The 15,310-nt window shown below is 58.3% G+C and carries 10 protein-coding genes; all 10 read right to left on the reverse strand.

The annotated features are described in order from the left end of the window. Positions 1 to 209: 209 nt before the first annotated feature. On the reverse strand, positions 210 to 1,163 hold the full coding sequence (locus GOW09_RS10665) for an ABC transporter ATP-binding protein (protein WP_171118113.1): 954 nt from the start codon (positions 1,161 to 1,163) through the stop codon (positions 210 to 212). Continuing rightward, on the reverse strand, positions 1,160 to 2,137 hold the full coding sequence (locus GOW09_RS10670) for an ABC transporter ATP-binding protein (RefSeq protein ID WP_171118115.1): 978 nt from the start codon (positions 2,135 to 2,137) through the stop codon (positions 1,160 to 1,162). Before GOW09_RS10670 ends, GOW09_RS10665 begins: the two co-directional genes overlap by 4 nt. A gap of 4 nt (positions 2,138 to 2,141) precedes the next feature. Beyond that, positions 2,142 to 3,044 (reverse strand): ABC transporter permease subunit, encoded by a 903-nt coding sequence (locus tag GOW09_RS10675; protein ID WP_152460560.1) that lies wholly within the window; start codon positions 3,042 to 3,044, stop codon positions 2,142 to 2,144. After that, a complete protein-coding gene (locus GOW09_RS10680) occupies positions 3,044 to 4,051 on the reverse strand; it encodes an ABC transporter permease subunit (protein WP_152460561.1) in 1,008 nt (335 codons plus the stop codon). Before GOW09_RS10680 ends, GOW09_RS10675 begins: the two co-directional genes overlap by 1 nt. Next, a complete protein-coding gene (locus GOW09_RS10685; protein WP_171118117.1) occupies positions 4,051 to 5,145 on the reverse strand; it encodes a Xaa-Pro peptidase family protein in 1,095 nt (364 codons plus the stop codon). Before GOW09_RS10685 ends, GOW09_RS10680 begins: the two co-directional genes overlap by 1 nt. A gap of 68 nt (positions 5,146 to 5,213) precedes the next feature. Then, positions 5,214 to 6,797, reverse strand: a complete 1,584-nt coding sequence (locus GOW09_RS10690; protein WP_305849003.1) for an ABC transporter substrate-binding protein — start codon at positions 6,795 to 6,797, stop codon at positions 5,214 to 5,216. Between the two features lie 298 nt (positions 6,798 to 7,095). Then, positions 7,096 to 9,153, reverse strand: coding sequence for an adenylate/guanylate cyclase domain-containing protein (locus GOW09_RS10695; protein ID WP_253284243.1), 2,058 nt, complete (start codon positions 9,151 to 9,153; stop codon positions 7,096 to 7,098). Positions 9,154 to 9,338: 185 nt separating this feature from the next. Beyond that, on the reverse strand, positions 9,339 to 11,315 hold the full coding sequence (locus tag GOW09_RS10700) for a DEAD/DEAH box helicase (RefSeq protein ID WP_171118121.1): 1,977 nt from the start codon (positions 11,313 to 11,315) through the stop codon (positions 9,339 to 9,341). 388 nt (positions 11,316 to 11,703) lie between these two features. Continuing rightward, entirely contained in the window at positions 11,704 to 14,085 is a 2,382-nt protein-coding gene (locus GOW09_RS10705) for a 1-deoxy-D-xylulose-5-phosphate synthase N-terminal domain-containing protein (protein ID WP_171118123.1), read from the reverse strand. A gap of 14 nt (positions 14,086 to 14,099) precedes the next feature. After that, positions 14,100 to 15,299 (reverse strand): methionine gamma-lyase, encoded by a 1,200-nt coding sequence (locus tag GOW09_RS10710; RefSeq protein WP_171118126.1) that lies wholly within the window; start codon positions 15,297 to 15,299, stop codon positions 14,100 to 14,102. Positions 15,300 to 15,310 lie beyond the last annotated feature (11 nt).

Consider the following 15,310-nt stretch of genomic DNA (forward strand, 5'->3'; position numbering starts at 1 on the left):
CGGCTCGGGCCGCATCTTGGGAAGTAAACGGTCCGGTATTGCGCAAGGGTTCGAAGATGGCGGTCTTCGACAGTAGCGACACAAACATGTGGCTTGGTCGCCCACGTCGGCGCCTTGGCGGGGTGGTTCTCCCACAAGAAGTCACCGTCGCTTCTATTGCGACCGCCCTGTTTGCCACCCAATCACACCAACGCAGAAACCTACTTGCATTACAAGGGAAACAGACACGCGACCTGATGCGGTTCTCCGGCCAGTTCAGGCAATGTTGCCCTGCACTGATCGGTTGCCAGCCAACATCTTTGCGCAAAGGCGCAACCTTTTGGAATATTCATCGGCGATGGCAGTTCGCCCTCAAGCTTGATCCGTTCTTTTCGGGCCGTGGGGTCGGCCCGGGGCGTCGTGGACAGCAACGCCTTGGAATAGGGGTGGCGCGGCGCGGCGAACAGCTGTTCTTTGGGTGCCTTTTCAACAGCACGCCCCAGATACATCACGATCACGTCGTCTGCAAAATGCCGAACCACGGAAAGATCATGCGAAATGAACAGATAGGCGAGGTCAAGCCGTTCCTGCAAATCCACAAGCAGGTTCAGGATCTGTGACTGGATCGAGACGTCCAGAGCCGAAACCGGTTCATCCAGAACCAGGACCCTGGGATTCAGCATAAGCGCGCGTGCAATGGCGATACGCTGACGCTGCCCGCCAGAGAACATATGTGGATAGCGATCATAATGTTCGGGGCGCAATCCCACCATCTCGATCATGTCGCGCGCTTGTGCCTCGCGGTCTGCGGCGGACATGTCCGGGCGATTGATGATCAGCGGTTCCTGCAATATCTGGCCGATGCGTTGACGTGGATTCAGCGATCCATACGGATCCTGGAACACGATTTGCACCGTTTCCCGCATCTTGCTCCACCGCGACGGGGTAATGTCGACACCGTCAATCGTCAGCCTGCCCGACGTCGGCTCTTCAATCATCGTGACCAATCGCGCCAATGTTGACTTGCCGCAGCCGGACTCTCCGACGACGGCCAGAGTCTTTCCCGGTTTCAGTTCGAAATCCACCCCCGAAAGGGCCTTCACCGTCGCTGACTTGGACAGCAAGCCGCCCTTCACCGTGTAAAACCGGGTCAGATCTTTCGCCTGAACGATGGGGTCGGTCATGCCAATTCTCCGGCCGCAATTTTTTCAACGTGGTGACAACGTGCCTTGCCGAAGGCCTCGGCACGAGGGGTCGGCGGTATTTCAGCGCAAGTTGCATCAGCGAACCGGCATCGCGGGCTGAACAAGCACCCTGCGGGGCGATCGAATTGACCCGGCACAACGCCGGGAATCGTCGGAAGGATCTTGGAAGTCGCGCGCTCGGGCAAAGCGCTCAGCAAGGCCGAAGTATAGGGATGGCGCGGCGTGCGGAACAGATCACGCACGGGCTGCTCTTCGACTTTTTGTCCGGCATATTGCACCTGAACCCGTTCGGCGGTTTCGGCCACCACCCCCATGTCATGAGTGATCAGCACAAGGCCCATATCGTGTTCGTCCCGCAACCGAACAAGCAGGTCGAGTATCTGCGCCTGAATGGTGACATCCAGCGCCGTGGTCGGTTCGTCCGCAATAAGCAGCTTGGGCTTGCAGGCGATGGCCATCGCGATCATGACGCGCTGGTTCATGCCCCCTGACATCTGGTGTGGAAAGGTGTTCAGGCGGCTTTCCGGAGCCGGGATGCCGACCTGGTCGAACAGTTCAATCGCGCGCTGGTGGCGGTCCTTGCGGTTCAAACCAAGATGGATGCGCAGGGCCTCTTTGATCTGGAATCCCACCGTGAAACAGGGGTTCAGCGACGACATCGGCTCCTGAAAGATCATTGCCATGTCTTTGCCGATGATCTTGCGGCGCTCACGGGCCGAAAGACCGGCCAGATCCACCCCCTCAAAGCGCATCTCGTCAGCGGTGATCGTCGCGGTCCAGGGCAACAACCCCATCAGCGCCAGCATCGACACCGACTTGCCCGAGCCGCTTTCGCCGACGATGGCCATCAGCTCGCCCCTGTCGACCGACAGATCGACACCGTCCACGGCGCGGAACTTGCCCGAGGCCGTGGCGAATTCAACAGTCAGGTTGCGGATCTGCAAAAGGCTCATGCGATCAGCTCCGTTTCAGTTTCGGGTCAAGCGCATCACGCAGGCCATCACCCATCAGGTTGATGGCAAGAACGGTGACAAGAATCGCCAGACCGGGGAAGGTGACCACCCACCAGGCGCGCAGTATGAATTCGCGCGCTTCGGCCAGCATGGTGCCCCATTCCGGAGTGGGCGGCTGCGCGCCCATGCCCAGAAAGCCCAAGGCAGCTGCATCCAGGATCGCCGTCGAAAAGGACAGTGCCGCCTGTACGATGATGGGTGCCAGACAATTGGGCAGCACGGTGATGAACATCAGCCGTGACCTGCCAGCACCGGCCACACGCGCCGACGTGACATAATCCTTCTGACGTTCCGCCAGAACCGACGCGCGGGTCAGGCGCACGTAGTGGGGTTGGAAAACGATGGCGATGGCAATCATCGCGTTGGTCAGCGACGGGCCAAGGATGGCCACCAGCACCAGCGCCAACAGCAGCGACGGGAAGGCCAGAACGATATCCATCACCCGCATGATCAGCGTATCGACCCATTTGGGGGCAAAGCCCGACAGCAGGCCAATCATCACGCCACCCGACACGGCCACACAGACGACGACGATTCCGACAAAGAAGGAATAGCGCGAGCCCATGATCAGGCGCGACAGCATGTCCCGACCCAGCGGATCGGTGCCCAACGGGAAAGCCCAGCTTCCGCCCTCCTGCCAAGCAGGCGGTTGCAGGATATGATCGCGGAACTGCTCGGTTGGGTCATAGGGGGCCAGAAGGGGCGCAAAGGCGGCACAAAAAACGAAGGCTGCAAAAACCCAAAGCCCGATGACAGCGCCACGGTTTTCACTGAAGTAGTACCAGAACTCGCGCAGGGCGCTGGGGCGGTCTTCCGTTCTGGGCGGGGTTGAGGATAGTTCGGCCATCACCGCCTCCGAATTTTGGGGTTGATGATGCCATAAAGGACATCGACCAGCAGGTTCACCAGCATCACGATCACCGCGATCATCAGCAATCCGCCCTGAACAACCGGGTAGTCACGGCGAAAGATGCTGTCGACCATCCACTTTCCTATGCCCGGCCAACTGAAGATGGTTTCGGTCAGAATGGCCCCCGCCAGCAAAGTGCCCACCGATAGGCCGATCACCGTAACAACCGGAATCAAAGCGTTTCGCAGCGCGTGCAATCCATTGATCCGCGTTGGTGACAAACCCTTGGCGCGCGCGGTGCGGATGTAATCTTCGCCCAGAACTTCCAGCATCGCCGACCGGGTCTGGCGTGCGATTACCGCCAGCGGAATCGTTCCCAGCACAATCGTCGGCAGGATCAGATGGCGCACGGCTGATCCGAATGCTCCTTCCTGACCCGACAACAGGCTGTCGATCAGCATGAAGCCCGTGACGCTGGGAAAGTAATACAACAGGTCGATCCGGCCCGAGACCGGCGTCCAGCCCAGATTGCCCGAGAATATGATGATCAACAGCAGCGCCCACCAGAAGATGGGCATCGAGTACCCGACCAGCGCCGAGGACATCAGCGCCCGGTCAAAGAACTTCCCTCGGTTCACCGCCGCGATCACACCCGCGGGCAGACCCAGCGCAACGGCAAAGATCATGGCGCACAGGGACAACTCCAGCGTTGCGGGGAACAGCGAAAAGAACTCATCCCATACGGGTTTCCTAGTGACAAAGCTTTCGCCCAGGTCACCTTGAAGCACGCCGGTGAGGTAATCCCAATACTGCTGCAACACCGGCTTGTCGAAACCCAGCTTTTCGACCATTTCCTGATAACGTTCTTCCGTCATGCCGCGTTCACCGGCCATCACGATGATCGGATCGCCGGGCAGCACCCGGATGAACATGAACGAAATCAGCGTCACGCCCAGAAATGTCGGAACAAACAGGCCAAGACGGGTGAGGAAATAGCCAAGCATCAGCGACCTATGATTGTAAGTTCTTTGGGAAAGCGGGTCAGTGACCGACAGCCATCCCCGGTGACAAGGACGTCATCTTCTATGCGAACGCCGAACTTGTCCAATTCATACAGACCGGGTTCGTTGGTCCAGACCATGCCCGGCAGGATTTTCTGGCTGTTGCCGCGCATGATATACGGCGCCTCATGCACATCCCGGCCCAGACCGTGACCTGTCTTGGTCCGGATACGATCGGCAAAGGGCGAGGCCTCAAGCACGCCTGTGACGGCATCGTCGATGTCATGCGCTGTCACGCCGGGGCGGCAGGCTTCGAACCCGGCTTTGTTGGCGCGCAAAACCGTGTCGTAGACATCCCGGCCTTCGTCCGTGACGTCCTGAACGAAAAAAGTTCGCGTGATGTCGGCCGCAAAACCATGTTTTCGAGCGCCAAAGTCGAACAGCAAGGCGTCGCCTGCCTTGATCCGGTAGTTGGCGCGCGCCTTGCCGTGCGGTCGGGCCGAGTTGTCCCCCGCAGCCACGATGGGGGAAAAGGCCAACGACTCGGCGCCTTCCGCAAAAAGCGCCTGTATCAGCGCCTGTTCGATCTGTTTTTCGGTCTGACCTGCACGAACACCTGCGATCACACGCTCCAACGCGCGTTCCGAAATATCGATGGCCGCTTGCAGCGCGGCGATATCTTCTTCGGTTTTGATGATGCGAAGGCCTGAGATTTCGCGTTCGCCGTCCACAATCTGCAGATCCGGAATTGCGCGGGTAAACGCGTCTGACACGAAAAACCGCATCACCTGACCTTCGACGGCCAACGATCTGATCGGACTATGCGCTGCCAGCGCGGAAAAGGCGCCGTCATAGCCGGTCTGATCGCGCCAGTCGAACACGGCACCCTCAAATCCAACCAGATCCCATGAGGCGAGTTCCAGATTGGGCACGATCGCCGCCGGATCACCCTGGGCCGGAATCACCACGACAAAAGGGCGCTCGTGGCTCATGAAGGATTTGCCCAATGCGCGGGTGAAATTCGGACCCGGCACCAGGGCCACTGCGTCCACTGACATATCCAGTGCCAATTGGCGGTATTCGGGCAAATCCGGCATTCTGCCCGACCTCCTCAATAAGAAAGCCGGAGCCACCACTCTGGTGGCTCCGGTTTGCGAGTGGTGGTTTATTCGACGCTCACACCATAGAAGATGTGACCGCCCAGAGGGTGCACCTTATAGCCTTGCACCTTGTTGCTCATGGGCATGTAAACGACCGAATGCGCGATGGTTGCCCACGGAGCCTGCTCTTTGAACACAACCTGCGCTTCTTCATACAGTTTGGTCCGCTCGGCCTGATCCGTGCTTTGCTTGGCCTTCAGGATCAGGTCTTCGAATGGCTGATGGCACCATTGCGCCCGGTTGGATGCTTCGACACCGTCACAGCCCAGCAACACCGCCAGGAAGTTGTCCGGGTCGCCATTGTCCCCGGTCCAGCCCAGCAGAACGGCACCGTCCCGGTTCAGTTCTTTCGACCGAGACAGGTATTCACCCCATTCGTACGAGACGATTTCGACGCCCACACCGATCTTGGCGAAATCCGCCTGGATCAATTCGGCCATGCGACGGGCATTGGGGTTGTAGGGGCGCTGGACGGGCATGGCCCAGATTTTCATCGACAGGTCCGAAACACCTTCGGCCTCAAGCATCGCCTTGGCCGCTTCGGGATCATAGGGATCGTCCACGATGGCGTCGTTGTAGCCCCACATGGTAGGCGGGATCGGGTTCTTGGCCACCTGGCCCGAACCCTGGAAGACCACGTCGATGATCGCCTGCTTGTCGATCGCCATGTTCAGCGCTTTGCGCACCTTCGGATTGTCGAATGGCGCCATGGTGGTGTTGTAGGCCAGATAACCAACGTTCAGGCCCTCTTGTTCCAGCATGTTGATGTCCGGATCATCCTTCATTGCCTGAATGTCGGCAGGGTTCGGATAGGGCATCACATGACATTCGCCTGCTTTCAGCTTTTGATAGCGCACAGACGCATCCGGCGTGATGGCAAAGATCAGGTTTTCGACCTGCGCCGGGTCTTTCCAATACGCATCATTGGCCGCGTAACGGATCACCGCGTCTTTTTGATATGCCACGAACGAGAAAGGTCCGGTGCCGATGGGTGCCGTATTCAGTTTTTCCGGCGTACCGGCTTCCATCATTGCCGCAGCGTATTCCGCCGACACGATTGAGGCAAAGTCCATCGCCATATTGGCGACAAACGGTGCTTCGGGCTTGGACAGGGTAAATTTCACCGCGTAGTCGTCGATCTTTTCGATGGACTCGACCAGATCAGGCATCCCCATACCCTGGAAATATTCCCAGGTTCCACCTGACACTTGATGATAGGGGTGGTTTTCGTCTTTCTGACGCATGAAGGAGAAAATCACGTCATCCGCGTTGAAATCGCGGGTCGGCGTGAACGCGTCGTTCGAGTGGAACTTGACGCCCTGGCGCAGCTTGAAAGTGTATTCCAGACCATCATCGCTGGCCTCGACACTTTCGGCCAGGCCGGGGACCACATTGGTCGTGCCCGTTTCAAATTCAAGCAACCGATTGTAGATCGGATGTGAAGACGCATCAAAGGTCGTCCCTGCGGTGTACAGCGCAGGATCGAACCCTTCAGGCGATCCTTCGGAACAATATACAAGTGTATTTGCCTGCGCCACGGCACCCGTCAGGGCGATCGCAGTGGTTGCGGCCAGAAGTTTGAGTTTCATGATTTTCTCCCAGAAAAGGACTTCAAAAGACAATCGCATGGCTCTTTGTCGCCAGAGCATTCAGTGACAGCACAGGTCGTCGCGATCCCTCTGTCTAATGTATCCAAAATACAAAATCTAATGTCAACAGTGTCTTTCTGCGGATATCTTTGAAGGCTTTTTCTGCTATTGCACCCTGATTTCCGGATCTCACTCTCATCTTCGCTGCGCAAACGATACGACGGCCCGAAACGCCCTGCCGCGACCTCAGACCTTGCTGTTCATGGGTGCGGATTGCATGCTCTCATGGCCTGCACGCTCACGTCTTGTCCGTATGCGTAACCGCACGCCAATCCCCCGAGGGAGGGTTGGTCAAAAGTTTCGTTGCGCGCAGCTTCATGGCGACGGATACAGGGTCCCCGCCCCGCATTTTGTCCGCAGCCTCAAACGCAGCTATCGCCTGCTCGAACCGGCCGGAACGATAATGCGCAAGACCTTGTTCGTAGGTCTCGATCCAATCAAGGGAACCTTCAAAACCGTCGGCCATCGCAATCAGCTCATAGACCACCAGTTCCTCGGTCCGGCCAAAGACCGCGAGCGTGTCAAGCTCTCGGACGACAATTGCGTCGCCTGCTTCGCGCCGGGTCTCGGGGCCGATCAGAATACGCGTGCCATACTCCTTGTTGGCCCCTTCCAATCGGCTGGCCACATTCACGACGTCACCGATCGCCGTGTAGTTCAACCGCTGCTCTGACCCAATGTTGCCAACCAGAGCTTCACCGCTGTTCAACCCGATCCTGACACGCAGGGAATTTCCGGCCTCGTCTTTGATGCCCGCATCTTCCACGGTCACGACAAGATCCAGTGCCGCGCGGCAGGCATTTTCGGCATGGAGCGCATCCTTGCGCGGTGCCCCCCAGATCGCCATGACCGCGTCACCCATGAATTTGTCGATCGTCCCGTCATGGCGCGCGACGGCTGCTGCGGCCGCAGAGAAAAAAGGCTCCATCAACTGGATGATTTTGGGGCCGAGTTTTTCCGACAACCCGGTGAATCCGGTCACATCGCAAAACAACACGGATATCTGCTTCATGTCGCCACCGGGCTGCGTTTTGATGCCCTCGGCGACCAGCATCTTCACAAGATCGGTCGGCACGTATTTTCGAAACGCGGACAATCCTGCTGCCATGCTGGCCGTTGCCGCAGACAGATTGGCAAGCTCGGACAGGTTTGAAGGCCGGCGTGGAATGCGTTCGACGTCAAAGCGTTCGATCTTGCTCAGATCCTCGGCAATGCGCGCCAAAGGATTGGCCACAATTCGACGGATCAACCAGATCGCCAGAGCGGTTGAGACGATCACGACCCCGATCAGGATATAGATCAGGTCTATCAAGGTTGCATCGATGCCAGACAAAAAGGCCGCCTCAGGAATGACCGTAGCGACGCGCCACCCGTAAAAACCCAAAGGTGTCAGGGCCACCGCATAGGGGACGCCATCGATCACCACGCGCTTCGTCGAACTGCCCGCAGTATTGCCATCCGGGTCGCCCAACAGTTTTTCCCCCGAGATCTTGGCAACCTCGTACAGTTCACCCTCGCCCATGCGCGCCGGTGTAACTTCGTCCGCTTTTGCGTCGGGAACAGCAATTACTTTGCCATCAGCATCCAGAATAAAGGCGGCTCCGAATTCGCCGGGCTCGAGCGTCGCCAGAAAGCGTGACAAACGGTCGGTTTCGATTGCGACCGCAAGAACACCCTGCCGTGCCCGGTTGACATCGATCGGCCCCGCAAATGCGTATACGGTCTTGTCACTGCCCGGAAGATCGCGTGCTTCGATCCATCCCATCGTGTCCAGGGACATGAAATTGTTGAACCAGGCATGATCACGAGGATCATAGGAGGTCGGAACAAAGGTCCTTTCTTCGAACTGAATATCCCCGGGAATAAAAATGTATCGATCGGTCCGCAGGTTCCGGTCGCGGATGTCCTTGTCGATCTCTATCATCTCAAGCCCGCTGTCGCCCAAACGGTGCGACGCGAAAAAATTGCCGTCCGGCCAACCAAAGAAAATCCAGGAAATATTCGGCTGCGCCTGCAACTGAGACAGAAAGACGAACTCTCGTTTATCGGCCTGCCGTGTTGCGATGACATTCTGTACAAAGATCGTGCGCACCGCCGACCATGCGGCTTCGGCGGATCTGAGGGTTGCCCCGACTTCGATACGGACCGTGTTTGCAATCTGGCTGTTGATCTCAGCGGCAAGCATGCGGCTGTTGTCACGCGCGGTCGTCCACCACAGCGAATGAACAACGAAGGTCGACACGCCGATGGATACGGCGACCAGCATAGATACAGCAATGCCGACACTGAACCGCATGAAAACCCCGAAAAGAATGTCCTGTACCACAGTATTCGGTTGAGATCGCAGGAAGAGCAAAGCTTAGTTTGCTCCTACCCCGAAAAATCACGCAACTGTTAAGCACATGTGTATGCCGCGACCGAAATCCACGGCACCTGGTCACTTGCCGATGCCCAGAGGACAGACCTTGCGCGTGGCGGAAATCAACTGCCCTTGGGTCCGGATTTGCGACGTTTTGGAACTGCGTTGCCACCCTTGGCGGATTTGACGGCCGCCGCGCGTGCACGATTCTTCTTGCTGTTTGGCTTGCCCTTTGGCGGCGGCGGACCTTTCGGCGCGTCTCCGGCTGGTTTGGAGCGACCTCTCCTTTGCTCGACACTGCCGGGCTTGCGTTTTTTCGGTTTTGCGCCCGAAGCGCTGAACTGGCTTTTTGCGTCGTCATCCGACGCTCGGCGGGTTTCGGTCGCGGGCACGGTCTGGGCAGGCTGAACCTCGGGCTTGGATTGGCGGCGGCGGGCTTTCCGCTCAGCCGGAGAGTTTTCCGTTTTGTGTCCCGTAGGTCTGCCTTTGAACTTTCTTTTGAGACCAGACCGACCGGTTGACGACAGGTCCGGTGCTTTGTCCAACCGCACAAGGTCTTTGGTTTCTTCGATTTTCATCTCTGGACCAATGGCCGTCAGAAAGCGGTCGACACTTCCCTCACTGATTTCGAAATAAGTTACGTCCTCGGCAATCCGAATGGCACCGATGTCGTCTTTTGTCAGATCGCCCGCCTTGCAGATCATCGGCAGCATATGACGGGGAGACGCATTCTGATTGCGTCCTTCGGACAGTGAAAACCAGACGCCTGGCCCAAAAGATGCGCGCAGCTTTGGGGCGGTCTGATCGACCCCCGACAGCTCTTCCGGGGCGGAATGGCGTAGTTTGTATTGCCTGAGGTAAGCGGCTGCGATTTTTTCGGGCGTGAAGCGAGCAATCAGTTTTTCAACAGACGGGCGCTCGCTTTCCGTGATCTCGACCTGCCAGTCCTCCGATGCCAGCATCCGAGCCTGATCACGCTCGTTCACCTCATCCGCAGACGGGGCCGATCCCCATTCTGCTGTCAGCTTGGCAAATTTCAGAATGCGCTCTGCCTTTTTGCGCGATGATGGCGCGACGATCAGGGCACTGACGCCCTTGCGCCCAGCGCGACCCGTGCGGCCAGACCGGTGCAGCAGTGTTTCATGGCTGTTGGGCAGTTCGGCATGGACCACCAGATCAAGGTTGGGCAGATCGATACCGCGGGCCGCAACATCGGTTGCGACACAGACCCGGGCCCGTCCATCGCGCATGGCCTGCAACGCGTTGGACCGTTCGCTCTGGGTCAGCTCACCGGACAGGGCCACGACAGAAAACCCCCGGTTCGACAGGCGCGCGGTCAGGCGCGAAACCATCGCTCGGGTGTTGCAGAAAACGATGGCATTGGGGGCCTCGTAATATCGCAGCACATTGATTATCGCGTTTTCACCATCACGCGGCGCCACCGTCATGGCCCGATACTCGATATCCGCATGCTGGGTCAGTTCGCCGACCGTGCTCACACGTTCCGCGTCGCGCTGGTACCGCTTGGCCAGATTGGCAATTGCGCGTGGCACAGTGGCAGAAAACAACAAGGTCTGACGATCTGCGGGTGTTTCATCAAGGATGAACTCAAGATCCTCGCGGAACCCCAGATCCAGCATTTCATCCGCTTCGTCCAGGACAACCGCTCGGATAGCTGTCAGATCGATTGAACCTCGATTGATATGGTCGCGAAGTCGTCCCGGAGTGGCCACAACGATATGGGCGCCTCGGGCCAACGCGCGACGTTCATCCCGAATGTCCATGCCCCCGACGCACGAGGCCAGAAACGCTCCCGCTCCGGAATACAACCAGCCAAGTTCCCGTTTTACCTGAAGTGCCAGCTCGCGGGTCGGTGCGACAACCAGCGCCAACGGCGCTTCGGGTTTGCCGAGCGTTTCTTCATCGCCCAGCACCCTGTGCGCTATCGCCAGACCAAACCCAATGGTCTTCCCTGATCCGGTCTGGGCCGAAACCAGCATGTCGCGCCCTTCCAGCTCGGGCTGGGTGACGGCTCGCTGAACTTGGGTCAATGTATCATAGCCCTTGCGCGCTAGCGCATCTGCAATGGTTTGTTTCACGGTGGTGGTTCTTTGTATCGGCCAGGTGATAGGCGCTGTGCGGAATTGCGATCAGCGGATCATCCAAGGGTAAAGACAGCCCCTTATCGGCTGCCATCCCGGTTGTATAGACGGGAAAACGGGCATTTTCGCCGAAAAGCTCCTCATAAGGTAACACCCTGACAGGTCAGACCCTGACGCAACCGCCAGGGCCGGGCCGCGTCAAGCCTAGGTCAACGCGGGAACATAATTCAACATCTTGCCGGCAGCTGCCTGCTGTTGGGCGTCGGAAACATGCACCGGGCACGCATAACCGTGCCGATCATTTCGATGACATCGACCGTCGTCGATGCGACATGGGTCAAACAAGAGCCCGAGCGGGATCGTTCCTGATCTTGTTGGCCCAATCTCAAGCCCCTGTTGCCCGATGAAGTACTCTGCCACGGGTCAAACCACTCACTTTTTCGATGATGGCATCGGCATCAATACAGTGGTGGCGATAGAGATCACCGATCGTTCCTGTCTGGCCAAAATGTTCGACCCCCATCGGAATGGTCTGATGACCGCGCACAGCGCCCAGCCACGACAATGTTGCAGGATGCCCGTCAATCACGGTGACCAGATTGCAGTGCGCTGGCAGACCAGACATCAGGGTTTCGATGTGGGATAGTGCGGCGGGGTTGCCGCGCGACCGCGCGCGTTGTGCAGCCGTCCAACCGGCATTCAGCCGATCCGCGGACGTCACGGCCAAAACGCCGACATCGCGGCGACCCTCGCCGATGATACCGGCGGCCTTGATTGCCTCGGGCGCGACAGCACCTTGATAGGCGATTACAACTTCGCAATTGGGCCCCGGTTTTCGCAACCAATAGGCCCCGTCAATGGCACCCTGCCGAAACTCGTCATCCACGCGTTTGCCGGGCTGCTCAATCGGGTTGGTCGTCAGACGCAAATAGACGGAACCGCCGGTTTCATCGCGCAGCCATGTGCGCTCGTCCGGTTGTCCTTCACCGTCGCGTTGCAGATAGTCGAAGGCCCATTCCATGATCACCGCCAGTTCATCAGCAAAGGCGGGTTCAAATGCAGCCAGCCCGTCCTGGCTCATCCCGATCAGCGGTGTGCCGACGGATTGATGCGCTCCGCCTTCAGGTGCCAGTGTCACGCCCGACGGCGTACCAACGAGAATAAAGCGTGCATCCTGATAGCAGGCATAGTTCAGCGCATCGAGGCCGCGACTGACAAAGGGGTCATAGACGGTGCCGATCGGGATCAAACGTTTGCCAAACAGGGAATGCGACAGACCCGCCGCTCCCAGAAGCAGCATCAGGTTCATTTCGGCGATCCCAAGCTCGATATGCTGCCCTTCCGGCGTGAATTCCCATTTCGCCGTCGAAGGGATCCGATGTTCTATGAAGGCATCGGCTTGCGTGGATCGGGCAAACAGCTTGCGCCTGTTCACCCAAGGCCCCAGGTTCGTCGTGCCGGTGACATCCGGAGAGGTTGTCACGATGCGTTCGGTCAACGGGCCATCACCTTTTGACAGATCGTCAAGGATCTTGCCAAACGCCATCTGGGTCGAGATTTCACGGCTGGTGTCGACCTCGATCCTTGGCACGTCCAGCTTGTCATCGAAATAGCGGCGCGGACCCTTGGCAGAGAACGGTGCCCTGGCCAGAAAATCCTTGAATGCGGCGGGGTCCTGTACTGTCGCAAGCGGCTCCCATTCCTCGCCGTCTGGCACGCCCATATGCGACTGCCACGCGGCGAACTGGCTGTTGTTCATCAGCCCGCCGTGATTGTCCTTGTGACCTGCGATGGGGGTGCCCCACCCTTTGACGGTGTAGGCCAGGAAACAGGTCGGGCGATCATGATCGATGGCGGCAAATGTCCGGGCCATGGTCTCGACGCAATTGCCGCCAAGATTTTCCATCAGCGCCGCCAGCTCTGCGTCCGTCCGCCGTTCAATCAGAGCGGTCACATCCCCCTGATCCCCCAGATCGTCCATCAGGCGCTGCCGCCAGACTGCGCCCCCCATGAAGGTCAAAGCCGAATAATCCTGATTGGGGCACGCATCGATCCAGTCGCGCAGGCGATCGCCACCCGGTTCTTCAAAGGCCGCGCGTTGCAGAACCCCATATTTCACGCGCACGACATCCCAACCGAACGCATCGAAGATCTTTTCAATCCGTTCGAATAGCCCTTCGCGGACGATGCCATCCAGGGATTGCCGGTTGTAGTCAATGATCCACCACGTATTGCGCAGGTCGTTCTTCCAGCCTTCCTGCAATGCCTCGTACACATTGCCTTCGTCCAGTTCGGCGTCGCCTACAAGGGCCACCATCCGCCCCATCGGAGCATCCGAGCCCCAGCTTTTGGCCTTGATGTAATCCTGAATGATCGAAGCAAACGAGGTGATCGCGACACCCAGCCCCACAGACCCGGTGGAAAAATCAACGTCGTCGATATCTTTGGTTCGGCTGGGATAGCTTTGCACACCGCCAAAACCACGGAAATTTTCCATCTTCTCGCGCGTTTGATTGCCCATGAGATACTGCATCGCATGGAAAACCGGCGAGGCATGGGGTTTGACAGCCACCCGGTCTTCAGGGCGCAGGGCCGAAAAATAGAGCGCGGTCATGATCGACACCATCGAAGCAGACGACGCCTGATGGCCACCAACCTTGATCCCATCCACCTTTGGCCGGATGTGGTTGGCATGGTGGATCATCCAATGCGACAACCATAACAGACGTTGTTCAACGATCTTCAACTGGGTGGGATCAATGTGCATGGCGGTCTCCGGGTTCAGGCGGCGCTGCGGGCAGGATACGGCAAAGCTTGCTCCAGGTCTGCGAGGATATCTTCGACATCCTCAAGCCCGACGGACAAACGGATCAAACCATCGCTGATCCCATGCTCGGCCCGTTCTTCCGGGGTATAGGTCGAATGAGTCATGGATGCAGGGTGCTGGATCAGCGTTTCGGCATCGCCCAAGGACACCGCGCGCTGGATCATGTTCAGACGATTCATGAATTCGATCCCACCGGACAGGCCGGACTTGATCTCGAACGCGATCATGGCGCCGGGTTGGGACATTTGCCGCTGCGCGACATCATGCTGGGCAAAGCTTTTCAGCCCGGGGAAGTAAACCTCGCCGACGGCGGGATGGGCCTCGAGGAAATCAGCGACGACCCTGGCTGACGCGCAATGACGATCCAGACGCAGGTTCAGTGTTTTCAGGCCACGCAGGATCAGCATCGCGTTGAAAGGGGCCATGACCGCACCGGTCATATCCTTCATTCCGACCAGGCGGATTTCGGCGATCTGTTCGGCGGTGCCGACAACCAGACCAGCGACCACGTCGCCATGACCGCCGAGATATTTGGTGGCAGAATGCAGAACGATATCCGCCCCGTGCTCGATCGGGCGGGTCAGATAGGGGCTGGCATAGGTGTTGTCGACGACAACCGTTGCTCCGACCGAATGCGCAATTTCGGCGCTGGCGGCGATGTCCACCAAGCGCATGTTCGGATTGGCCGGAGTTTCGAAATAGACAACGCGGGTTTTGTCGGAAACGGCGGCTTTCAGGTTCTCTGGGTCTGTCATGTCGACATGGGTAATTGTGACCCCCCATTTTGCCAGTCCGTGGCGCATGAAGGCGAAGGTGCAGCCATAGAGCGTTTTGTCCACGATGACTTCGTCCCCCGGCGACAGCAGGGTCCAAAGCACTGCCGTGATCGCCCCCATGCCGCTGGAAAGGGCCAGTCCGGCCTCGGCCCCTTCAAGCACGGCAATGCGTTGTTCCAGAAGGTCACATGTGGGGTTCGAAATACGGCTGTAGATATGACCTGCGCGTTCACCGGCGAACATCTCTCCACCAGCCTCTGCGGTTTCAAAGGTAAACGTGGACGTCAAATGCAGCGGTGGGGTAAGGGCGCCTTCATTTTCCAAAGGGTTGTAAGCGTGGTGAATGGCGCGGGTGGCAAATCCGGTTGAACGAGTCATTGCAAGCTCCT

The organism is Ruegeria sp. HKCCA5463 (assembly GCF_013034175.1).
Taxonomy (GTDB): Bacteria; Pseudomonadota; Alphaproteobacteria; order Rhodobacterales; family Rhodobacteraceae; genus Ruegeria.